This is a genomic window from Streptomyces sp. NPDC059695, from assembly GCF_042733785.1.
Taxonomy (GTDB): Bacteria; Actinomycetota; Actinomycetes; order Streptomycetales; family Streptomycetaceae; genus Streptomyces.
Genome location: NZ_JBHWFF010000006.1, coordinates 287,213 through 309,630, shown reverse-complemented (window position 1 = coordinate 309,630; position 22,418 = coordinate 287,213). Strand labels below are relative to the sequence as shown.

Annotated in this window: 12 protein-coding genes and 1 pseudogene; 9 read left to right on the top strand and 4 right to left on the bottom strand. The window is 71.4% G+C overall.

Going from position 1 to position 22,418, the window contains the following annotated elements; genetic code table 11:
* Positions 1–78: pseudogene (locus tag ACFV2S_RS10815) on the top strand (class E sortase); the annotation flags it as partial.
* Positions 79–190: 112 nt separating this feature from the next.
* Here the strand turns inward: ACFV2S_RS10815 and ACFV2S_RS10810 are convergent.
* Both ACFV2S_RS10810 and ACFV2S_RS10805 read right to left on the bottom strand, forming a co-directional pair.
* Positions 191–880: a response regulator transcription factor gene (locus ACFV2S_RS10810; protein WP_385556239.1), complete on the bottom strand. Its 690-nt coding sequence runs from the start codon at positions 878–880 to the stop codon at positions 191–193.
* Between the two features lie 286 nt (positions 881–1,166).
* The gene (locus tag ACFV2S_RS10805) at positions 1,167–1,649 is read right to left on the bottom strand and encodes a hypothetical protein (RefSeq protein ID WP_385556237.1); all 483 of its coding nucleotides are present in this window, start codon (positions 1,647–1,649) and stop codon (positions 1,167–1,169) included.
* Positions 1,650–2,604: 955 nt separating this feature from the next.
* Between ACFV2S_RS10805 and ACFV2S_RS10800 the strand changes: the two genes are divergently transcribed.
* From ACFV2S_RS10800 to ACFV2S_RS10785, 4 genes are all read left to right on the top strand, one after another.
* Positions 2,605–4,191 carry a PAS domain S-box protein gene (locus ACFV2S_RS10800; RefSeq protein ID WP_385556235.1) on the top strand — a complete coding sequence of 529 codons (1,587 nt, stop codon included), beginning with the start codon at positions 2,605–2,607 and terminating at the stop codon, positions 4,189–4,191.
* 327 nt (positions 4,192–4,518) lie between these two features.
* Positions 4,519–4,674, top strand: coding sequence for a hypothetical protein (locus tag ACFV2S_RS10795; protein ID WP_385556233.1), 156 nt, complete (start codon positions 4,519–4,521; stop codon positions 4,672–4,674).
* The gene (locus ACFV2S_RS10790; RefSeq protein WP_385556231.1) at positions 4,671–4,901 is read left to right on the top strand and encodes a hypothetical protein; all 231 of its coding nucleotides are present in this window, start codon (positions 4,671–4,673) and stop codon (positions 4,899–4,901) included. The genes ACFV2S_RS10795 and ACFV2S_RS10790 overlap by 4 nt, the downstream gene beginning before the upstream one ends.
* Positions 4,902–5,181: 280 nt before the next feature.
* A complete protein-coding gene (locus ACFV2S_RS10785; RefSeq protein WP_385556273.1) occupies positions 5,182–5,826 on the top strand; it encodes a GAP family protein in 645 nt (214 codons plus the stop codon).
* A 251-nt stretch (positions 5,827–6,077) separates the two neighbouring features.
* Here the strand turns inward: ACFV2S_RS10785 and ACFV2S_RS10780 are convergent, their stop codons facing one another.
* Both ACFV2S_RS10780 and ACFV2S_RS10775 read right to left on the bottom strand, forming a co-directional pair.
* Positions 6,078–6,842, bottom strand: coding sequence for a maleylpyruvate isomerase family mycothiol-dependent enzyme (locus tag ACFV2S_RS10780; protein ID WP_385556229.1), 765 nt, complete (start codon positions 6,840–6,842; stop codon positions 6,078–6,080).
* Between the two features lie 124 nt (positions 6,843–6,966).
* Positions 6,967–8,877, bottom strand: coding sequence for a hypothetical protein (locus ACFV2S_RS10775; RefSeq protein WP_385556227.1), 1,911 nt, complete (start codon positions 8,875–8,877; stop codon positions 6,967–6,969).
* Positions 8,878–9,180: 303 nt separating this feature from the next.
* Here ACFV2S_RS10775 and ACFV2S_RS10770 point away from each other — a divergent pair, with 303 nt between their 5' ends.
* The 4 genes from ACFV2S_RS10770 (at position 9,181) to ACFV2S_RS10755 (ending at position 22,408) form a co-directional block, all read left to right on the top strand.
* Positions 9,181–9,825 carry a hypothetical protein gene (locus ACFV2S_RS10770; protein ID WP_385556225.1) on the top strand — a complete coding sequence of 215 codons (645 nt, stop codon included), beginning with the start codon at positions 9,181–9,183 and terminating at the stop codon, positions 9,823–9,825.
* Between the two features lie 591 nt (positions 9,826–10,416).
* Positions 10,417–11,322, top strand: coding sequence for a sterol desaturase family protein (locus ACFV2S_RS10765; protein ID WP_385556223.1), 906 nt, complete (start codon positions 10,417–10,419; stop codon positions 11,320–11,322).
* A gap of 81 nt (positions 11,323–11,403) precedes the next feature.
* Positions 11,404–20,736 carry an amino acid adenylation domain-containing protein gene (locus ACFV2S_RS10760; protein WP_385556221.1) on the top strand — a complete coding sequence of 3,111 codons (9,333 nt, stop codon included), beginning with the start codon at positions 11,404–11,406 and terminating at the stop codon, positions 20,734–20,736.
* Positions 20,723–22,408 (top strand): phytoene desaturase family protein, encoded by a 1,686-nt coding sequence (locus tag ACFV2S_RS10755; protein WP_385556219.1) that lies wholly within the window; start codon positions 20,723–20,725, stop codon positions 22,406–22,408. Before ACFV2S_RS10760 ends, ACFV2S_RS10755 begins: the two co-directional genes overlap by 14 nt.
* The last annotated feature ends 10 nt before the right edge of the window (positions 22,409–22,418 follow it).

Below are 22,418 nucleotides of genomic sequence, written 5' to 3'. Positions count from 1 at the left end.
TACCGCATGATCGTGTGGGGCAAGCTCGTCGACGAACGCCCGCGCAGCAAGGGAAAGCCGCAAGCGCTCGTAGGCTGAGACCCGACACCTCCGGAGGAGGGGGACATGCGCTCCCCCTCAGCGCATGTCCCCTGTCTTCTGCGGGGCTACAACCGGCTTGCGGCTGTCCTCAGCCAGTAGCAACGACGTCTCAGGCCCGGGGCTCCGGGGCCTCCAACTTGACGCCGGCGTGACGGACCGTGTGCAGGTAGCGGGGCCTTGCCGCCGACTCGCCGAGCTTCCGCCGCAGCCAGGAGAGGTGGGCGTCCACGGTCCGTTCGCCGCGGTGCGTCCTCAGCCACACCTGCTTGAAGAGTTCGCTGCGCGGTACGACGACACCGGGGCGCCACGCAAGGAACTCGAGCAGGTCGAACTCCTTGCGCGTCAGGTCGAGATCCGTACCGTCGAGGGACGCACGCCGCTGTGCCGCATCAACGGCGAGACCGCCCACACGCAGGAGATCGGAGTGAATACGACCGGCGCCGGCGGCCGCCCGTCGCAGCACCGCGGTCGTCTTCGCGACGAGGAGGTCGCCGGAGAAGGGACTCACCAGGTAGGCGTCGGCCCCCTGGGCCAGGACCCGCACGACCTCGCGCTCGTCGTGCCGCGCCGTGACGACGACGGGAATGTTCGAGTACATGCGGAGGATCTCCAGCACATCCAGGCCGCCCAGGTCGAGCAGGCTCAGGTCGAGCACCATCACGTCGAAGGGTTCGTCCAGGACCGCCCGCAGCGCCTCCGGCGCCGTGCGGCAGCTCCGTACCGTGTACACCTCGGAGAGACACTTGTGCAGGACGGAGCGGACAGCGGGATCGTCCTCGACGAGCAGCACCTTTGCCATGCGGCGCACATTACGTGACACACATGCCTTGAGAAGTGACGAGGGGGTGCCATGAACTTGATCTAGACATGGCATCCAGGGCGGTGGCGTCCTCCGCACGAGGTCAGCGCGCTGCCGTTTCCCCGCCCACAGGTCCCGGTTAAGGATCCTTAAGCCACGGGAAAGTCAGCGCTAAGTCCCTCCATCTCCGTCGACTCTAAGATGACATGTGTCGCCAGGGCGCCAGGCAAGACATCACCTGACCGATGAAGCGAGTCGGTACTGGGGCAGTGCACGAGTGCCGGAGCTACCGCTCCGATTCTTCACGGGGAGAGGTCGACGTGTAGAAGACAGAGGACCCCTGCTTGGCGCGCTGCGCCTCTCCCCTGGCGACGAGGCTCTCGAGGGAGGTGCGCACGACGGTGGTCTGGACATGACGGTCGCTGTGCTGCGCGCTCAGAGCCGTCGTCACCTCGCGAGCGGAACAAGGGGATCCACTGGCGGCGAGGTAGGCGCGGATCAGTTCCACCAGCGTGGGCCTGCCCGTCCCGGAACTCTGCCCGTCCTTGCCGGACCTCTGGCGGGGCACCTCGCCATCAGGTGTCGGCACAGCAGACTGAAGGGCCTTCTGGAGGTTGAGAAGTACCGCATGATCATGATCCAGCGCTTCAAGCTCCGCCGTCAGACGGTCGATCTCGCCCCGGATCCTCTCCCGCTCCTCCACGTTCCGTTCGAGGTCGCCGGCGACCTTGCTGGTGTAGGCGGACGTGAGTTCCGTTTCTCCCGACACACTTCTCTCCGTCACATGAATTCGGACACGCATCACTTCGCTGTGTCCAGGACTTTATGCGGCGACAGACTCTTCTTTGACTCCGTCGGGTGACGTCGACCCAAGGAGACGAATGCGCGAAACATCACCGTTTCCATCGCTCTCACTCTCCTCGGGTTCATGGCGACGCCGGAACTCACGCCGGGCGTGTTATTCGGGTGCGGCACGCACCACGTGAAACGAGGTCCGTGGCACGTCGCAGGTGGCGATGGCCGACGACCACTGTAGGGCATGGGTCCCGTCACTAAGCATGTGGAGATCCACAGACCATGGACACGAACTATTGGTCGTATGACCAATTTGCGCGTTCCGGGAACGGGGAGAGATGGGGGAAGTCGCGGAGGCGTCGTGCAGGGCAATCGCGACGACCCGAGGAGAGGCGTGGCCCTGGCGCGCGTGCGCGGGGCACGTCGGTTCCCTCGCGTTGCGCTCCCGTCATCGGGATGGAGAACCAGCTGCATCCACGACATCCGCGCCTGGTTCCGGGCGTCTCTTGCACACCGACCTGCGCTCCCCGGTTCACCTTGACCGTTGCCGGGGGCCGCGCTGCGGCATGTCCCCACCTCTCCTGCCCGTCGCACGAACCGGACGTCCAGGAAGGAGACCTGCAGCGATCGGGCCACGGAACATTCATCTTTCTCCCTCAACTGCTCGAAAGAATACGGAGGGGGAACGCCGACGAGAGTCGGCAGGGATGCGCCTTCAAGGATTCATCGGCGCGACTGCGTGCCGGAATCCAGCCGTCCGACCTCAATTTCGAAGGGTGAGGTCCACAGGGCGTGACCGGCACCGGTCGCACGCCCGAGATCGCGGAACGAGGCCAAGGGCCGAAGGGGGTAAACCTCCTACTACTTCATTCCCGGTATCCCGACGAACGGTATTCCATGGCCGGCATGGCAGGCAGAAAGAATCAGCGGTGAACTTCGAGAAGAACCAGACGGCCATTCCGCACGAGGACGTGCTGGACTTCGTTCCCGACGCCGTGCTGATCGTCGACGACAACGGCACCGTGACCAGGGCGAACCTGGCTTCGGCGGCCCTGTTCGGATACGAACGGCACGCGGTCGAGGGCCGGGGCGTACTGGACTTCCTCCCGTCCTTCGACTGGAACCTGACCCGCCTGCCCCCGCACTCCGGGGAGTTCGGACGCCCGCACGCGGCGGGCATCCTCACCACGGCCCGGACCCGCGACGGCGAGACCTTCACCGCCGAGATCAACACTCTGCGGCTGGACCGGGACGCCTTCCACCTGGACATCCCCGACGGGTCCTCCCTGGTGATCTCCCTGAGGAACGTCACCCCGGCCGAGGCCGCACGAACGACGCTCTTGCACGCGTTGCGCCAGGCGGAAGCGGTCCTGCGCACCGCCTCCGAGGCGCTCATCGGGACCGACTCCGAGGGCAGGATCGACCTCGTCAACCCGGCAGCGGCACGCATGCTCCAGGGAAAGGCCTCGGACCTGGGCGGAAGGGAGCTCCTGGCCCTGCTCACTCCGCTCGGAGAGGACGGCGAGCCTCTCGACGCAGAGAACGCCCCCTGGGTCCTCGCCGTGGCGACCGGCCGCGGCAGCAGACTTTCCGGGCAGGTGGTGCGCGTGCGCGACGGCACCCGTCTGACGGTGGACATCGCCACGCGGCCCGTCACCGAGGACGGCGTGGTCGTGGGCGCCGTCGTCGCCCTCACCGATCGTCGGCCGTACGAGAGGCTCGCCGACGAGTATCTCGCCGCGCAGACCCGCTCCTTTCGGGATCACGAGGCCGCGCTCGCACGGCAGGAGCAGCGGACGGACCGGGCCGTGGAACACGCGCACGAGCTCGCCGGCTTCCTGTCCGGGCCCCTGATGCGGGCGCTCCATCACCTGCACGCCGAGACAAGCCGGCTCGCGAGCGACGGCTCCCGGCCCCTGTGGCCCGAGGCGACCCTCAGCCTGGAGGCACTGGCGGCCGATCTGCGCATGACCATGGCCCTTGTGAGCTCCAGGTCCGAGCCGTCCGGCCATGACCGGGCACCGGCCGGACCGCAACGGCGCACGGTTCTCATCGACGACGTCGTGCAGGCCGGGATGAGGGCGGCGACGACCTTCGCGGGGTCGACGCACGTCGAATTCTCCGTCCACGCGCCGAGGTTCGCCGTCTATGTGGATCCCGAGGACATGACGACAGCCGTCGGCCGCCTGATCGCCGAGGCGATGGGCAGCGATGAGGACACGGCCCCTCGTGGCTCCCGCCATGTGTTCGTCGCGGCACTTCACCGGCAGAGCCTGCTGCGCATCGAGGTCCGCGGTCCCTACAGCGGCGGGGCGGGGGAACACCTCGACGTCGTCCAGGAGATCGTCCAGGCCCACGGCGGAACTCTGCACACGCGCGGCGCGTCGGGGGACAGCGGCAGCACCTACGTCCTCGAACTGCCGTCGGCGGTCCGGGACGACGACGCCACCGGACCCGAAACGACGTTCACGGCCTCCGTCCGCCCCACGGGTCGGCATCGCGCCCTGACGGCGTAGTCGTGGGGTGGAATTCCATGGCTACGGGATGCTCACCAGGCTTGCGACGGCTTCTCGCCGGGGGCCTCGCGCGTGGCACGGGCACGCTGCCATGTTCAGTGCGGCTGGGAACGCACGCCCGTGCTCCGCGGAGTCAGCGACGACGACTCCACCCCGTCCAAGCTCCTCGACCGACGAGAGGGTCCGCGAAACGCCGTGGTGCGGCACGTCGCCGAAGAGCTCCATGGGCTGCCGCTGGTCTCCCTGCCTTCCGGAGACTGAACCGCCGCCCTGGGGCAGTTCCTCAGTGCCTCGTACATGTGGGCCGACGGCTGTCGCCGCCGCAGCATGTGCGAACCCGAGCTGGTGGTCGGCGGCAGCCCCAGGTTCTTCCACCCAGGCCCGTGTGCGACGATCATCGGAGCCCACCGCGTGCCCCGGGTCCGCGCGGTCGCCCGGTTCGAGAACGCTGTGCTGGTCGAGCGCGAGGAGTGGGCCGCATGAACGTCAACGCCATCTCGCAGAACCTGGACGAGCACGCCCGCTTCGCGGCCTACCTCGAAGAGCTGCGACAGGCCGCCGATTCCGACGAGGTCGACCTCGTCAGCGGCGTGCTCACCGATCCGGACCCGACGATGGCCCGGTCTGCGGTGCTGCGGCACCTGGACCGTCGAGCCGCCGTCCTCTACCCCGGTCCCGCCTACGACTGCAAGCATGGACCCGACCGATAGGCCTACCCGTCTCGCGAGCTCCGTGCGCGTCTTCGCAGCGGCAGTGATCCCTCTCCCGGCAGATCAGGTCGCCACGCGCAGGAAGCCAGGGCCATCCGGCGGGGAGCCACTCCTGATGCGGACGTCCACCGTGCGCCACGTGCGTGGCCTGCTTGACCGGCCGTGCGGTCGCCTGCAAAGTCGGGGTGCGGCGGTTCCGCAGTGTGTCCCGTACTCATGTCGGCCGGCCCTTCGTGCTGAAGGCGGCGGGCAGTCCCGAGTCCCAGGAGTGACTGAACCAGTGGTCCTCGACCTGGTAGTGATCGGTTTGGCCATCACCTTCGGACCTCTGCACAACAGCGCTTTCATCCTGCTGCTCTCCTCGCTGCGCGGTGTCCGTAAGGGCATGGCGTTCCTGCTGTCGTGGCTGGCCAACCTCGTCGTGGTGATCACCCTCGTCATGCTGGTGACGAACGGCCAGCCCCCGGCACGTCACAGCACCCCCTCGACCGCGGCGATCGCCGCGAAGCTCGCCATCGGTGTCGCCCTGGTGTTGTACGGCGCACACCGTCACCGCCGCCCTCCCCGCCCTCACGGGCCGCCCCGCTGGGCCGCCCGCATCGACGACGCCTCCCTCGTCACCGCGGCCGGTCTCGCGTGGGTGCTTCAGCCCTGGGGGCTGGTCGCCGCCGGCGCCGCCACCGCTCTCGACGCGGACCTCTCCACCGTCACCGACTGGCTCGCGCTGACCGGCTACTGTCTGCTGGCCACGCTCAGCCTCATCGTCATGGAGATGTACGTGGTCTGGGCCCCCACCAGCGCGAACGCCCGTCTCACCGCTCTGCGCAGCTGGCTGAGCGGGCACCAGGAACAGTTGATCGTCACGCTGTCCCTGCTGGTCGGCCTGTGGCTCATGGCGCACAGCATCTACGACCTGGTGTCCTAGTGTCGTGAGGCCTTGATCCGTCGTTGATCAGCACGGATCGTGCCGGGGCTGCGCCGGGTTGGACTCCCGCAGACGCCGGGCGTCCCGGAACGGACGAGCCCCACCCTGTTCGCCGGCCTGGACGCGGCCACCGGCAGGTCATCGGGTCGCTCCACCGGCGCCATCGCACGGCAGAGTGCAAGAAGTTCCTCGCCAAGCCAGACCCTCGAATCCCTCGCCGCATACTGACGCCGGATCGAGGACCCAGGACTCTAGCCCCAGTTCTGCAGCCGCTGGAGCAGCCCGGCGTCGCCCTCCGTCCGCACCGTGTCGGCCGGGACGCGCATGTACATGAGCAGGGCCATCTCGCTCGCCGTGCCGTGGAGGGCGGCGGTGGGCTTGCTGTCGGCGGCCTCCGCCGGGGTGAGGCGGGAGAAGCGGGAGCCGGTGGCGTCCAGCGTCTGGCGCCAGGAGCGGCCCTCGGCCGTGTGGTAGTCCATGGTGGCGAGCTCCCCCGGCCACGGAGTCGTGACGGTGCAGACGGTGGCGAGGAACTCCTCGGCAGCGTCGAGCGCCTCCGTCGTCGGCAACTCCTGCGGGGTACCGGAGGCCAGCTGGGCGTCGTAGGTGTCGATCATCGACTCCGGGACGCGGCGGCGGGCCGCGGCTGCCACCGTGTGCGGCGAGGCCAGCGGCTCCCACCAGGCCCAGCACTCCCGGTCCGGGCCGGCCTCGCGCAGGGCGGCCAGCAGCTGCTCCGTCGCGTCGGCCAGCCAGGCCACCAGGGCCTCGCGCTCCCTCGGCGCCGCCAGCCCGTCCTTGCTCGGCCGCTCGTCGCCCGGCGTGGTGTTCAGCACGATGTGGGCCCAGAAGCGGTCCCCCTCGCTGAGGTGGTTCGCCAGGTCGTACAGCGTCCACCCCGGGCAGGACGGGACGTCGGCGTCGAGGCTCGGGGCGGCGGTGATCGCGGCGCGGAACGCGGCGGACCGCTCGTCGATCATCTGCAGCAGGGTGGGGAAGTCGAGATTCTCAGTCACGCGGGATCTTGTATCACCCGGCCGGATGGTCACGCACCCGATTAGGCCGCGCCCCCAGGGTCCTGAGTAGGTGAGGGGAGTTGCGTGCACACCAGGGTCCGGAGGAGTCGGGGGTGACGCGGATTCAGTGTCGGGCTGCCGTGGCTGTGTCGAGGATGCGGTACAGGACGGGGACGGGGATCGCCGGGTTGGTCACCGCCGTGCGTGCCGTGTCGGGGTCATGGAGCAGTGCGGCGAGGACGCGGGACGGCAGTCGCGGATTGCGGATCGCGTTCGCGCGGACGTGGGCGGCGGGGTCGTTCAGGAGGCGCACCGCGTCGGTGGGGGTCAGGCGGGGGTCCTCGGCGGCCCGGTGGCGCACCTCGGTCTCCGGGTCGCGGGCCAGTCGTGCGACGTGGGTGGGAGTGGATTCGGGGTCGTCCAGGGCCAGGCGGCGCATGCGTCCGGCCGGGTGGGTGAGGTAGCGGAGCAGGTTCGTACGAGGGAAGTTGGGGTGGCTGCGGGGACGGTCGGGGTGGGAGAGGCTGCCGTCCCACCAGTGCCAGACGTCAAGCAGCATCTCGGCGGGCGCGTCATCGCATGATTCGGCGAGGAACAGGCGCACCGTCCGGTCCTCGTCCCGTGCCAGACGTGCCACGACGTCCGGCGGGAGATGCCGGGCGCGGGCCACGCTTCGTCGGATGAGCGCATGGGACGATGCGGCGAGGCGGCGCATCGCTTCGGCGTCCCCGTGCAGGCGTTCGACCCAGGGCAGTGTGGGCGACATCGAGGCGGGGTCGAACGCGTGCCTGACCGCGGCACGACGTTCCTCGCTGAGGTCGGGCCTCAAGGCCACCGCCGCGCGGATGTCGGCGCGACGGTCCTCCGCCAGGACGGTGACGCCGGCGTCGCTGAGCTGGGGGTTGGCTGCCAGTGCTCTGCGTGTGTCGACGTCCCCGTCCCGGATCAGTTCCGCTTCCAGCTCGGGTGTGAGGCGGCACTGTTCGAGTGCGTCCTGGGGCGCGGGCAGCGCGGCGAAGACCTCGCGGGGCATGGGGGTCGTGGTGTGGTGGGCGAGCCGTGCCGCCGTGCGGACCCTGTCGTCGGTGTCGGCCAGCAGCCGCTCGCGCAGCGGCACGGCGAGGTCCTCCCACCGGGTGCAGGCTGCCGCCCGTACGCGGGGGTCGGCGTCGGCCACGAGGGACGGCAGGTGGCGGGCGGGGAGCCGGGGCAGCTCGGCGGCCAGGGCGCGGGACGGGCCCGCGAGGAGGTCGTCGTAGACGTCTTCGGGAAGTTCGGCGCCCCAGGCGCAGGCCCGCTCGGCCCACAGGACGCGGCGGCTCCGTGACGGCTCGGCACGGATCAGACGGATCCATTGACCGGGCGTGAGTCTGGGTCTGAAGGTGTCGGCGGGTGTCGCCCTGACCCGGGCATCGGGGTGTGAGACGGCGGCGTCGAGGACCGCCGGTCTGTCGCATCCGTGCAGGAATCCCGCCGTCACATCCAGCAGGCGGATCAGCAGCTCGTCAGGTGCGGCCGGGTTGGACCCGATCCCCTCCGCCCAGAGTTCGGGCCAGGCCCGCCGGCCGGGCACGGCTGCCCACACCTCGTCGCGTTCGGCGTCGGTCTCGCGCCCCGCGGCTTCGGCAGCCTTCTCCAGCCGCTCCGGCAGCCGGTCCAGGGCTGTCACGCGGGGCCCGTCCGCGCCGGGCACCTCCGCCACGAGTACCTGACCGTCCAGAGAGAGCGCCACGAACCCAGGGCCATCGGCCGGCGACGGCGCACGGTCGTCGGTCAGCCGGACCTTGGTCCACCAGGAGTCGTTCCCGCCGACCCGATGTCCGAGGACGGCCATCAGGAACTCGCCGTCCGTGTCCGCGAGGCGGCGCCACCACGCGGCGTCGAGCGTTTCGCGGACCGCGCCGTCCGGCGCGACGGTGCCCCGCGCGATCCGCCAACCGGCCTCCGGTGGCAACCAGGAGCCCGGGCTCACGTCTTCGACGACCGTGAATCCGGCATGAGACAGCAGTTCGTGGAGCTTGTTGCGGTGGTGCACGCGGTCATGATCCCCGCCTGCTCACGGCGGGACAAGGCCTTCAGCCGGGTGGTTCCCCGACGGCGCATCCGGTGAACCGGTCGTCCGGGGGCCGCAGTCGGCCGGTGGTGGAAGTGAGAGCTCACCGGGTGCGCTGTGCGACGAGGAACTGTTCGGGCCCGGCGAGCGGCGGTCGGGGCGTCCCCGCTCTTGCCGGGCTGACGTCGTGCTCGTGCCCCGGAGCGACGAGCCTGAGTCCGAGCTGCGGCGGAATGAGTACGACTACTCAGGCTGCCGGTGGCCACCGGCCCGCAAGGTACCGACATGCGATCGATTCTCTCTCCGAAGCCCCTGCTCACCGCCGCCCTCGGCAGCGTCGTCGTCCTGGCCGCCGCCGGCACTCCGAGCACAGCCGCGACCCCTACCCGCAGCTCCGCCACTCGCGCCTCCGCCGTCCACGCCTCTGCCGCGCAGACCGTTCGGGCCGCCACCCTCGTGACGAGCCCCCGCGGGGCCGAGGTGCGGTTCCTGGAGCTGGCCGACCTCATCGCGCAGGGCTGCGAGCCGGACGTCCTCAGCTCCGTCGGCCACGTGGCTTCGGCACCGAACCTCGACACCACCCTGCCCGTCCTGGTCGACCCGGTGCCGCTGACCACGGCGGAGGAGTGCGTCGCGAAGACCCACCAGCTGCGGATCAGCAAGGCCTTCTCCGGGAAGGAGACGACCACGTACGAGCAGATGCGGGCCAGGCTCACGACCTTGCGGTACCCCGCCGCACGGATCCACCGCGCACCGAACTTCGCCGGCAGGCCCGTGGCGAGGATCGACCTGCGCGTCGGAGCCGATCATCTGGCCCTGGAGGTCACCGACATCGGCCAGGGCCTCATGGTCCGGGCGTTCGGCGCACCGCAGGACGTGAACGTGACCGAGGTCCTGCTGAAGCGGCAGCTGGACCGGCCCACCTCCTGACCGACCCTCATGCCGCCCCGCCCCGCCCCGCGGGCGGGGCGGATGCGGTGGGCGGACTCCGGCAGGGGCCTTCCCAGGTGCCGGCCCCTGCCGCTGTCCGATCTGCGGACCGTGGCGGCAGGGGCCCCGCCACTCCAGGTTCCGTACCCGCGCCTCTGGTTGCAGGGCCACTGTCGCGCCAAGGGGAGTCGGTTCCCGGCCGACGGGTGGTCGGGCTGTCAGGGCAGTGGTTTCGGGCATATCCCGATGCCGGGAACCCCTCGTGATCCGCGTACGCCCGGACCGTGCGGGGAGGGGATCGGCTTCTGCTCCGCCGTCCGGTGCACAGGGGTTCGGGCGCTTCGGCGGTGGCGGGGCCGGGGGCTTGGCCGCTCCATCGCGGTGGCGAATCGTTCTGCCGTGTGCCGGTCGATCGTCGCTTTCACCGGCCCGCATGCCGACGCTCTCGAACATAAAACACTTCTTCTTATCAGTTACCTTGCCGCAGTTCCTGGTGCCCTCTGGCCAGAAAGTGATGTCGGGCAATTCTCGGGCCCTCGCGTCCGCTGCTAGTCTTCGGTTCCTCATTCGGATTCGATGGAGATTCTCCGTATGGAAAATCGACCCGGGATGGGGCCGCTGTCGGCGAAATCGTGGGCCATCGGCGTTTTCTCGCGCGAGGCGCTCCGATACACCGCATACCCGGTTCTGGCCTTGTCCGCAGTCTGGCTCTTCACCTCGACGCTGCACTACGGCTGGGACCGCGGGCAGTCCGTGCAGTTCTTCCTCGTCGGCGTCATCCTCTATCTCGCGGCTCTGGAGCGGGTGATCCCCCATCGGGACGACTGGCATCCGAGCGGGCGGGAACTTTGCTGGTACGCGGCCTACTTCGTCTTCACGATGGTCGGGGCCGTGCTCGCCCAGGCGGCGGTGGGGGTTGTGGTGGCGGCCGTCTCCGGGTCGGGGCTGGGGCTCGCGCTGTGGGTGCAGATCCCCGTGGCGCTGCTGGCTTCGTCGCTGTCCGGATATCTGGCACACCGCCTCGCGCATGCGCATCGTTGGCTCTGGAGAGTGCACGGAATCCACCATGTTCCCGCGAAGGTGAATGTCGCCAACAACGGCGTCAATCACGTCCTGGACGTCGGCTTCAAACAGGGTGCTGTTCAATTGAGTCTCGGGTTGCTCGGATTCTCCGCCGACTGTCTCTTCGCGGTGGCGCTCTTCACCATCGTCCAGGGCTATTTCGTGCACGCGAACGTCGATGTCCGCCTCGGGCTGCTGAACCATGTCCTGGCCAGCCCCGAACAGCACCGGCTGCACCACAGCACCGACGTGGCCGAGGCCGGGCACTTCGGTGTCGATCTCTCGATCTGGGACCGCGCCTTCGGCAGCTTCACCTGGCGACCGGGCCTCCGACCCGTCGGCGTCGGTGTCCAGGACCCCACCACGTTCCCGGAGACCGGGTCGGTCCTCGCCAGCCTGCTCCACCCCTGGCGCCGCTCGCCCCGTACCGCCTAGCCCCGTGCCGTACGGACCACGCGTCCGAACCATGCCCACCGCCCGGCCCGTACCGAGGCGCCGTCACTTCCGGATTGGACCATGAGCGACTCTCCCCACGCCGCCCTCCGAGACAAGGTCGCCATCATCGGCATCGGCTGCCGCCTCCCCGGACACGCGGGTGACCACCGGGCCTTCTGGCGGAACCTGATCGAGGGGCGGGACTGCCTCGTCCCCACTCCGGCGGACCGGTACGACATCACCACGCTCGGCAGCCGTGACAGGGCCAAGCCGGGCCGGCTGATCGGGGGCCGGGGCGGGTACATCGACGGCTTCGACGAGTTCGACCCCCACTTCTTCGGCATCAGTCCGCGCGAGGCGGAACACATGGACCCGCAGCAGCGCAAGCTGCTGGAGGTGTCCTGGGAGGCCCTGGAGGACGGTGGGCAGAAGCCCGGGGAGCTGGCCGGACGGGACGTCGGGGTGTTCATCGGGGCCTTCACCCTGGACTACAAGATCCTCCAGTTCGCCGACCTCGGCTTCGAGACGCTGGCCGCGCACACCGCCACCGGCACCATGATGACGATGGTGTCGAACCGCATCTCGCACTGCCTCGACCTCCGCGGCCCCAGTGTCTCGATCGACACGGCGTGCAGTTCCTCCCTGGTCTCGGTCCACCTGGCCTGTCAGAGCCTGCTGAGCGGGGAGAGCGAACTGGCCCTGGCCGGTGGCACCCTGCTGCACCTGGCTCCGCAGTACACGATCGCCGAGACCAAGGGCGGCTTCCTCTCCCCCGACGGGCGCTCGCGGGCCTTCGACGCCTCCGCCGACGGGTACGTGCGGGCCGAGGGCGTCGGCGTGGTGGCGCTCAAGCGCCTGTCGGACGCCCTGCGCGACGGCGACCCGGTCCACGCGGTGGTGATCGGCAGCGGCGTCAACCAGGACGGGCGGACCAGCGGCATCACGGTGCCCAGCGCGGACGCCCAGGCCACGTTGATCGAGAAGGTGTGCGCCGAGGCGGGAGTGGCGCCGGGGAGCCTCCAGTACGTCGAGGCGCACGGCACCTCGACGCCCGTCGGTGATCCGATCGAGGCGGAGGCACTCGGCCGGGTGCTGGCGATCGGCCGGGTGCCGGGGGCGCGCTGCTACGTCGGCTCGGTCAAGACCAACATCGGGCACACGGAGTCCGCGGCCGGAGTGGCCGGGCTGATCAAGACGGCGCTCGCCCTGCGGCACCGCCGCATTCCGCCGCACCTCAACCTGGAACGCCCCAACCCCGCCATCGACCTCGGCTCCCTGCCGTTCGAGATCCCGACCGTCCCGGTGGACTGGCCGGAGCACGAAGGGCCCGCCCGGGCGGGCGTCAACTCCTTCGGCTTCGGCGGCACCAACGCCCACGTCCTGCTGGAGGAGGCCCCCGCGCCCCGCGAGGAGGGGTGGAGTCCGGCGGAGCACGAGCCGCCGTGGTCCGTGCTTCCGCTGAGCGCACGCCATGCGTCGGGCCTGGCCGAACTGGCGGGCGGCATCAGGCGGGAGCTCGCCTCGGGCGTCTCTCTCGCGGACGTCGGGCACACGCTCGCGCACCGCCGCCAGCGGTTCGAGGAGCGGCTGACGGTCGTCCATTCCTCCCGCGAGTCCCTGGACGAGGCGCTGGCCGCCTGCGAGCGCGGCGAGACGCACCCCCGAGCGGCGCGCGGCCGCAGCCGGGAGGCCGGGCAGAGGCGGCTGGTCTGGGTCTTCACCGGCATGGGGCCGCAGTGGTGGGGCATGGGCCGACAGCTGCTGGACGCCGAGCCGGTCTACCGGGAGGCGGTGGAGCGCTGCGACCGGGAGATCCGGCGACAGGCCGGCTGGTCGCTCCTCGACGAACTGGCCAGGCCCGAGTCGGAGTCCCGGATGGCCGAGACCTGGCTCGCCCAGCCGGCCAACTTCGCGGTCCAGACGGGCTTGGCGGCGCTCTGGAAGCACTACGGGGTGCGGCCCGACGCGGTGGTCGGACACAGCACGGGCGAGATCGCGGCCTTCCACCAGGCCGGGGTGTACGGCCTGGAGGACGCCGTCCGGGTGGCGCTGGGCCGCAGCGTCCTCCAGCACCGGCTCGCCGGTACGGGCGCGATGCTGGCGGCGAACCTGTCCGAGGAGGAGGCCGAACGGCTCGTCCGCCCCCACCGGGACCTGGTGTCGGTGGCCGCCGTGAACAGCCCGGCGTCGGTGACCCTCTCCGGGGACGCGGACACGCTCCGGGAGATCGCCGACCGGCTGGACCGGGAGCAGGTGTTCACCAGGTTCCTCGACGTCGAAGTGCCGTATCACAGCGTGCGGATGGACCCGATCGAAGCCGCGCTGCACGAGGCGCTGGCCGGGATCGAGCCGGGTGAGGCGAAGGTCCCGCTGTATCTGACGGCCCGGGACGGGATCGCGCGGGGGCCCGAACTCGACGCCGCCTACTGGTGGGAGAACGTCCGGCGGCCCGTCCGGTTCCGCTCGGCGGTCGACCGGCTCGTCGACGACGGGTACGCCCTGTTCCTGGAGCTCGGCCCGCACCCCGTGCTCGGCCACTCGATCCGGGAGTGCCTGGAAGGCCGCGGCGCGGAGGGGCTGACGCTGCCCTCGATCCGCCGCCGGGAGGACGAACCCGAGAGGTTCGCCCGCTCCCTGGCCGAACTCCACACCCTGGGCGTCGACGTGGACTGGGCCGTGCTCCAGCCCGAGGGGCGGCCGGTGCCGCTGCCCCGCTACCCGTGGCAGCGGGACCGGTACTGGGTCGAGCCCCGTCCGGTGGAGCAGATCCGCCTCGGCCGCCTCGACCACCCCCTGCTCGGCCGTCGTACCTCCGCCCTCCAGCCCACCTGGGAGAGCAGGCTGGACACCGAGCGCCTGCCCTACCTGGCCGACCACCGGATCGAGGGGAGCACGGTCTTCCCCGCGGCCGGATACCTGGAGATGGCGGCGCAGGCGGTACGAGTGATGACGGGGGGCGCCGCCGCGGCCCTGGCCGACGTGGAGTTCTCCCGGGCCCTGTTCCTGCCCGAGGACGCGTCCGCGACCGTGCAGCTGGCCTTCGCGCCGGAGGAGGCCGGCTTCACCATCGCCTCCCTCGCCGGCTCCGGGTCCGGGGACGGTGTCCCGGAGCGCACGGTCCACGCGCGCGGTGTCGTCCGCTCCGGGCAGCCGTGCCGGGTGACGGGCCCCCTGGACGCGGAATCCGTGCAGGCCCGTGGCGAGCGCCGTCTCGACCGGACCGCGTGCTACGAGGAGCTGGCGGCGCTCGGCTACGAGTACGGCCCGGCCTTCCAGGCCATCGACGAGGTGTGGAGCGGTCCCGGCGAGGCGCTGGCCCTGATCCGTCCCACGGCGGAGATCGGCGCGGGCGCGGCGGACTGCCACGCGCATCCGGTGCTGCTGGACGCCTGTTTCCAGACCATGCTGACCGCGCTGTCGCCCGACGGTGGCCGGTCCGCCGGCATCCGCCTGCCCGTCGCGATCGAGGAGCTGCGGCTGGACCCGGTCGGGGACCGGGCCCTGTGGGCGCACGCCACCGTCACGGAGCAGAACGACGAGGAGCTGATCGGTGATCTCGTGCTGTACGCCGAGGACGGAGCACCGCTCGGCAGGATCAGCGGCTTCCGTGCGGCGGCGGTGGATCGCGTGGCTTCCGCGGTCCGGCTGAGCACCATCGACGGCTGGCTGGCCGAGGTCGGCTGGGAGGAGGCGGCGTGGGAGGAGCCCGCGGCGGATCGGGCCGACGGCGACGCGTCGGCCTCTTCGGGGCGGGCTCCCGACCTCCTGCTGTTCGCCGACGCCGGTGGGGTGGCCGACCGGTTGGCCGAGGTCGTCCGGGAGCGGGGCGGGCGGTGCCTGCTCGTACGTCCCGGCAGCCGATACCGGCGCGGTGCGCGGTACACGACCGTCCGGCCGGACTCGGCCGCCGATCTGCGGCGGCTGTTCGCGGACCTGGACCCGTCCGTCCGGACCGTGGTCCACCTGTGGAACCTCGACCTTCCGCCGCTGGACGCCGTCGGCGCGGAGGACCTCGCCGAGATCGGCACGGTCGGCGGCTTCTCTCTGGTCCCGCTGGCGCAGGTGCTGCCCGGGGCCCGGCCGGACGGACGGCTGCACATCGTGACCCGCGGTGTCCAGGCCGTCCGGCCGGGCGATCCGGTGGAGCCGTTCGGCGCACCCGCCTGGGGCATCGGACGGGTTCTGTGGCAGCAGGAACTCACCGCCCAGGCCGGAAAGCTGATCGACCTCGATCCGGCCGTGACCGTGACCACGGGTTCGGCCGCGGAGGCCGAGGCCCTGCTGCGCGAGCTGGCGGCCGACGACGGCGAGGACGAGATCGCGCTGCGGGGCGGCGGCCGCCACGTCGGCCGGCTGCGCCCGCCCGCCGCGCTCACCCGTCCGCTGCCGCTGCGGCTGCGCCCGGACGGCTGCTACCTGGTCACGGGAGCGTTCGGGGCGCTCGGCCGGCTGCTCTGCCGCACTCTGATCCGGCGGGGAGCCCGGCGCCTGGTCCTGCTCGGCCGTACCGCCCTGCCCGACCGGGGTGCGTGGGACGGGCTCGATCCACTGAGCTCCGCCGGGCAGCGGGTCGCGTTCCTGCGCGAGCTCGAAGCCCTGGGGGCCGAGGTGCTCGTCGCGGCGGTCGACGTGACCGACGGGGAGGCGATGGAGCGCTGGCTGGCCGAACGGAGGGACGGCGGACTGCCACCGGTCCGGGGCGTGTTCCATCTCGCCGGGCAGGTACGGGACGTCCTGCTGCCGTCGCTGGACCGTGCCGCGTTCGACGCCGGCTACGGGCCGAAGGTGTACGGCGGGTACCTCCTGCACCGGCTGCTGCGCGAGGAGCCGGTGGAGCACTTCGTGCTGTTCGCCTCGGTCGCCTCGCTGCTGACCACGGCCGGGCAGGTCAACTACGCCGCGGGCAACGCCTTCCTCGACGCGCTCGCCCACCACCGTCGCGCGCGGGGCCTGCCCGCGCTCAGTCTGGACTGGGGGCCCTGGGCCACCGGCATGATCGAAGAGCTCGGTCTCGTGGCCCACTACCGTGACGCCCGGGGGATGAGCTCGCTCGCCCCGGAGACCGGGATGGCGGTTCTGGAGCGGGTGATCGGGCAGGACCTGCCCCAGCTGCTCGTCGCCACCGTGGTGGACTGGCCGGTGTTCCTCTCCTGGTATCCCCGGCCGCCGCGGCTGGTCTCCGGCCTCGCGGCCGCCGCCGCGCGAACCGCCCCCGCCGGACAGGGCGGAAGCCTGCTCGACACCTTCCGCCGTTCCGACGGGGCGGCTCGCGCGCGGCTGGTGTCCGGGCACTTCGCCGCGCTGGCCGCGGGGGTGCTCCGGGTGGAGCCGGGCCTGATCGACGCGGACAGTCGTCTCGGCTCGCTCGGACTCGACTCCCTGCTGGCGATGGAGCTGCGGGCCCGGGTCCACGCCGAGCTCGGCGTCGCGCTGCCGGTGGTGGCCCTCCTCAGCAACGGCCCGGTCGGTGAGCTGACCGACCGGCTGTACGAGGGGCTGACGGAGCTGGTGTCGGCCGACGCACCGGCCGAGGAGACGGAGGTGGAGCTGTTCACCGACGCGCACTGCCACCCGCTCACCCACAACCAGCAGGCCCTGTGGTTCCTCCGGCAGCTCAATCCGGACGGCTTCGCCTACAACATCGGCGGAGCGGTGGAGGTCCGGGCCGAGCTGGACCCGGAGCTGCTGTTCGAGGCGTTCCGTACCCTGATCGGGCGGCATCCGAGCCTGCGGGCCGGCATCACCACCGAGGCCGGCCGCCCGGTCCAGCGCATCCGGAGCGAGGTCCGTGCCGACGTCGGTCTGTTCGACGTCGAGGGCCGGTCCTGGGAGGAGATCCGCGCGCTGCTGGTCGGGGAGTACCGCAAGCCGTACGACCTGGAGCTCGATCCGCTGGTCCGGCTGCGGCTGTTCCGGCGTGCGCCGGACCGCTGGGTCGTCATGAAGGCCGTCCACCACATCGTCTCGGACGCGATCTCCACCTTCACCTTCATCGAGGAGCTGTTCGAGGTCTACCACGGTCTGCGGACGGGCCGGCCCGTGGAACTCCCCCCGGTGGCGGCCCGCTACCTCGACTTCCTCAACCGGCAGAACCGCTTCCTGGCCGGGCCCGAGGCGCGGCGGATGCTGGACTACTGGCGCGGCCATCTGCCGGACGAGGTGCCCGCGCTCGACCTGCCCACCGACCGGCCGCGCCCGCCGGTGCAGACGGACAACGGCGCGTCCGAGTTCTTCCTGTTGGACGAGGAGCTCAGCGCCCGGGTGCACGCGCTGTCCCGGGAGCACGGCGTCACCGTGTACACGGTGCTGCTGGCCGCGTACTACCTGCTGCTGCACCGGTGGTCGGGCCAGGACGAGATCGTGGTCGGCAGCCCCGTGACCGGCCGCACCGAGGAGGAGTTCGCCTCCGTCTACGGCTACTTCGTCAATCCGCTGCCGCTCCATGTCGGCCTCGGCGGCGATCCGACCGTGTCCGAGCTGCTGGCACGGGTGCGGGACACCGTCCTCGGCGGGCTGGACCACCAGGAGTACCCGTTCGTGCTGCTGGTCGAGCAGCTGGGCCTGCAGCACGATCCGAGCCGCTCGGCGGTGTTCCAGGCGATGTTCATCCTGCTCACCCACAAGGTCGCCACGGAGCGGATCGGGTACGAGCTGGAGTACATCGAGCTCCCCGAGGAGGAGGGGCAGTTCGACGTCACGCTGTCCGCCTACGAGGACCGTGCGGACGGCCGCTTCCACTGCGTGCTCAAGTACAACACCGACCTCTTCGACGCGGAGACGGTCCGGCGGATGGCCGGGCACTACCGCAACCTCCTCGACGGGCTCACCCGCGCACCCGCCGGGCAGCCGGCCGGCCGGCTGCCGATGCTGGGGGCCGGGGAGCGGGAGCGGATCCTCACGGAGTTCGCCGGTGTCGACCGGAGGATCGACCACGACGTCCCGGTGCACGAGCTGATCGGGAAGATCGCCGCCCAGTACCCGGAGGCGGTCGCCGTGTCCGTCCCCGGCGGGCGGCGGCTCGGCTACCGGGAGCTGGAGCACCGCTCAAGGCGCGTGGCGGCCTCGCTGCGCGAGATCGGTGTCGGGGACGGCTCCGTGGTGGCGCTGTGCATGGACAAGTCCCCGGAGCTGGTGATCGCCCTGCTCGCGGTGCTGCGGGCCGGCGGCGCGTACCTGCCGCTGGACCCGGACCACCCGGCCGAGCGGCTGGCCGAGCTGGTGGCCAACGCCGGTGCCCGGCTCGTTCTCACCGACCGGCACCGGGAGGAGGCGTCCGGGCTGCCCGGCAGGCCGGTGACCCTCGACGAGCTGGACCGGCCCGGGCACGACTCCGGGCCGGAGCCCGTCGTGGACCTCGACCAGGCCGCGTACGTGATCCACACCTCCGGTTCCACCGGCCGTCCCAAGGCGGTCCAGGTCAGCCACCGCAATCTCGCCTCGGTGTTCGTGGCCTGGCAGGCGGAGTACCGGCTGGACACCGAGGCCCGGGTCCACCTGCAGATGGCGGGCGTCTCCTTCGACGTCTTCACCGGAGACGTGGTCCGGGCCCTGTGTTCCGGCGGCACGCTGGTCATGGTCGACCGGGAGCTGCTGTGCGACACCGCGCGGCTGTACCGGACGATGCGGTCCGAGGGCGTCGACTGCGGCGAGTTCGTCCCGTCCGTGGCGCGCGGCCTGCTGGCGTACTGCGAGCGGGAGGGGCTGGGCCTGGACTTCATGAGGCTGCTGATCGTCGGCTCGGACGCGTGGAAGGCGGGCGAGCACCAGCGGCTCGTCGCCCTGTGCGGTCCGGCCGCGCGCGTGGTGAACTCGTACGGCCTCACCGAGGGCACCATCGACAGCGCCTGCTTCGAGGGCCCGGTCGGCCATCTGGAGCCGGGCCGGATGGTGCCGGTCGGCCGGCCGCTGCCCAACAGCGCGCTGTACGTCCTCGACCGGCACGGCGAGCCCGTGCCCCCGGGCGTGGCGGGCGAGCTGTGGATCGGCGGTGCCGGGGTCGCCACCGGGTACCTCGGGGATCCGGAGCGGACGGCCGAACGGTTCGTCACCCTCGCTCCGGACCGCGCACCGGTACGGCTGTACCGGACGGGCGACCTCGGCCACTGGGACGCCGAGGGGGTGCTGCACCTCCTCGGCCGGGCCGACGGCCAGGTCAAGGTCCGCGGCCACCGGATCGAGACCGGTGAGATCGAGGCCCGGCTCGCCGACCGGCCCGAGCTCGCCGAGGTGTGCGTCACCGTGCGGCGGGACGCGACCGGCGAGAACCAGCTGTGCGCCTACTGCGTGCCCGCCGAGGGGGCCGGGCTCGACGCCCGGGAGCTGCGCCGTCACCTCGCGGAGCAGCTGCCCACGTACCTGATCCCGGCGCACTTCACCGCGCTGCCCGCCCTGCCGCTCACCGCGAACGGCAAGGTCGACCTGGGCGCGCTGCCGGAACCGCGGGCCGGGGCGGGGCCGGACCCGCACGAACCGCCGGTGACGCTTTACGAGCAGCGGATGGCCGCGCACTGGCAGGCCCTGCTCGGACTCGACCGGCCCGGGCTGCGGGACGACTTCTTCGAGGCGGGCGGCAGCTCGATCAAGCTGATCGAGCTGATCCACCATCTGCGGACCGAGTTCAACGCCGCCGTCCCGGTCGGCCGGCTGTTCCGGACCAGCACCCTGCACGGCATGGCGCGCAGCCTGGAGGACGTCGTCACCGGACGGCTCCCCGGCGCCGAACCGTACCTGTGGTTCAACCCCGGCGCGGACCCGGGCAGGACGGTCTTCTGCCTGCCGCCGGCCGGTGGCCACGGGCTGGTCTACCGGCAGCTGGCGGCCCGGCTCCCCGAGTACCGCTTCGTCGCGTTCAACTACCTCTCCGGGCCGGACAAGGCCGCCCGCTACGCGGATCTGGCCGCGGAGCTGCATCCGGACGGGCCGTACACGCTGTTCGGCTACTCGCTCGGCGGGAACCTGGCCTTCGAGATCGCCGAGGAGCTGGAGCGGCGGGGACGCGTGGTGAGCACGGTGGTCATCATGGACTCGTACCGGATCACGGAGGCGGTCACCCTCGGCGAGGAGCATCTGGCGGAGTTCGAGCAGGAGCTCGCCGGCCATCTGAACCGGCACACCGGGTCCGAGATCGTGGCCCGGGAGACCGTCGAGCAGGCCCGGGAGTACCTCGCGCACTGCGGTTCCCATCCGTCCGTGGGCGTGCTGCGCGCCCCGATCGTGGTGGTCTCGGACCAGGACAAGGTGCGCCACTTCGCCGCGGGCGAGCCCGGCAGCTGGCACGGCGCGTCCGCCGCGGGGTGCACGCTGCACCAGGGGCACGGGCGGCACGCCGAGATGCTCGACGGGGCGTTCCTGGACCGCAACGCCGAGCTGGCCCGCACGCTGCTGGCGGGAGGTGTCCCGCATGACGGCGCGTGACACCGGCCCCCCGTGGGGCGCCCGGCCCGCCGGCGGACGGCCGCGCGTCATCATCATCGGGGCGGGCATGTCGGGCCTGGCCGCCGGCTGCTACGCGCAGATGAGCGGGCTGGAGAGCCGCGTCTTCGAGAAGCACGTGCTGCCCGGCGGCTGCTGTACCGCCTGGGCCCGGCAGGGCTACCTGTTCGACTACTGCATCGACTGGCTGATCGGCACCGCCGCCGGCACGGGGGCGAACGACGTCTGGCGCGAGCTCGGTGCGCTGGACGGCAAGCGGATCACGGTGTTCGACCAGTTCAACCGGGTGGTGGACGAGCAGGGCCGATCGGTCACCTTCTACAACGACCCCGACCGCCTCCAGCGCCATCTGATGGAGGTGTCGCCCGCCGACGCCCGGCTGATCCGGGCGTTCTGCCGGGACCTGCGGCGCTTCGCCGCCCTCGACCCGCGCTGGGAGCTGAAGCCGCCGCCGCTGAAGTCCGCGGCGGAGAAGGCCAGGACGCTCCTCGGCATCCTGCCCGCGTTCCGTCTGTACTGGCGGACCGCGGCCACTCCGATGCGACGCTTCGCGGACCGCTTCCAGGACCCGCTGCTGCGCCGTGCCTTCCCGAACATGTTCCTCCAGGAGCTGACCGGCTTCCCGCTGCTCCCCTACCTGTTCACCATGTCCTGCGCGTCCAACGGCAACGCCGGTTTCCCGGAGGGCGGTTCGCTCGGGCTGGCCCGCTCGGTCGAGGAACGGTACCTGGGCCTCGGCGGGCAGGTCGGGTACCGCTCACGGGTGGAGCGCGTCCTCGTCGAGGACGGGCGGGCCGTCGGCGTCCTGCTCCGCAACGGGCAGGAGCACTACGCCGACCACGTGATCGCGGCCTGCGACGGCCCGACGGTCCTGGACCGGCTGCTGGACGGACGGTGGACCGGTCCGCGCACCGACCGCCTCTACAAGGAGCTGCTGGACAGCCCGGACAACCTGTACCCGGCGGTGGTCTCCGCGTTCGTCGGTCTGAACGGCCCGCTGCCCGCCGGCGAACCGCACAGCACCACGTACCTGCTCGGCGCCGAGCGGGGGGCCGCGCTGCCGGGCTGTCTGCAGAACAGCCTGGTGGTCCAGCAGCGTTCGGGCTACGGCCCCGGCTTCGCGCCGGAGGGGAAGTCGGTGCTGCACTGCACGTACTTCACCGACCACCGGTCCTGGCAGGAGCTGCGCGCCGCCGACCGCCGGGCGTACCGGGCACGGAAGCAGCAGGTCGTCGACTTCGTGCGCCGGTTCCTGGCCGAGCGGCATCCGGGCATCGACGAGCGGATCGAGCTGGTCGACGTGGCCACCCCGGCCACCACCGAGCGCTACACCGGCAACACCTACGGGAGCATCCTGGCCTGGAAGGCGTTCTCCGAGGCCGATGACGTGTCGACCGCGCTGGTGAACCGGGACCGGATGCGGCTGCCGGGCCTGAGCGGTTTCTCCATGGCCGGGCAGTGGACCGGGATGGGGGGCCTGATCCGGGCCGCCACCAGCGGCCGGTACGCCGTCCAGTACCTGTGCGCGGAGCTCGGCCAGGAGTTCCGGGCCTGGCCCAGCGAGGGAACCGGACCCTGGCATCCCGGGAAGCTCGGCCGGCTGCCGCAACTCGAACCGCGACGTACCGCCCGGAAGGCGACGGTGGCCGAATGACGAGAAGGAC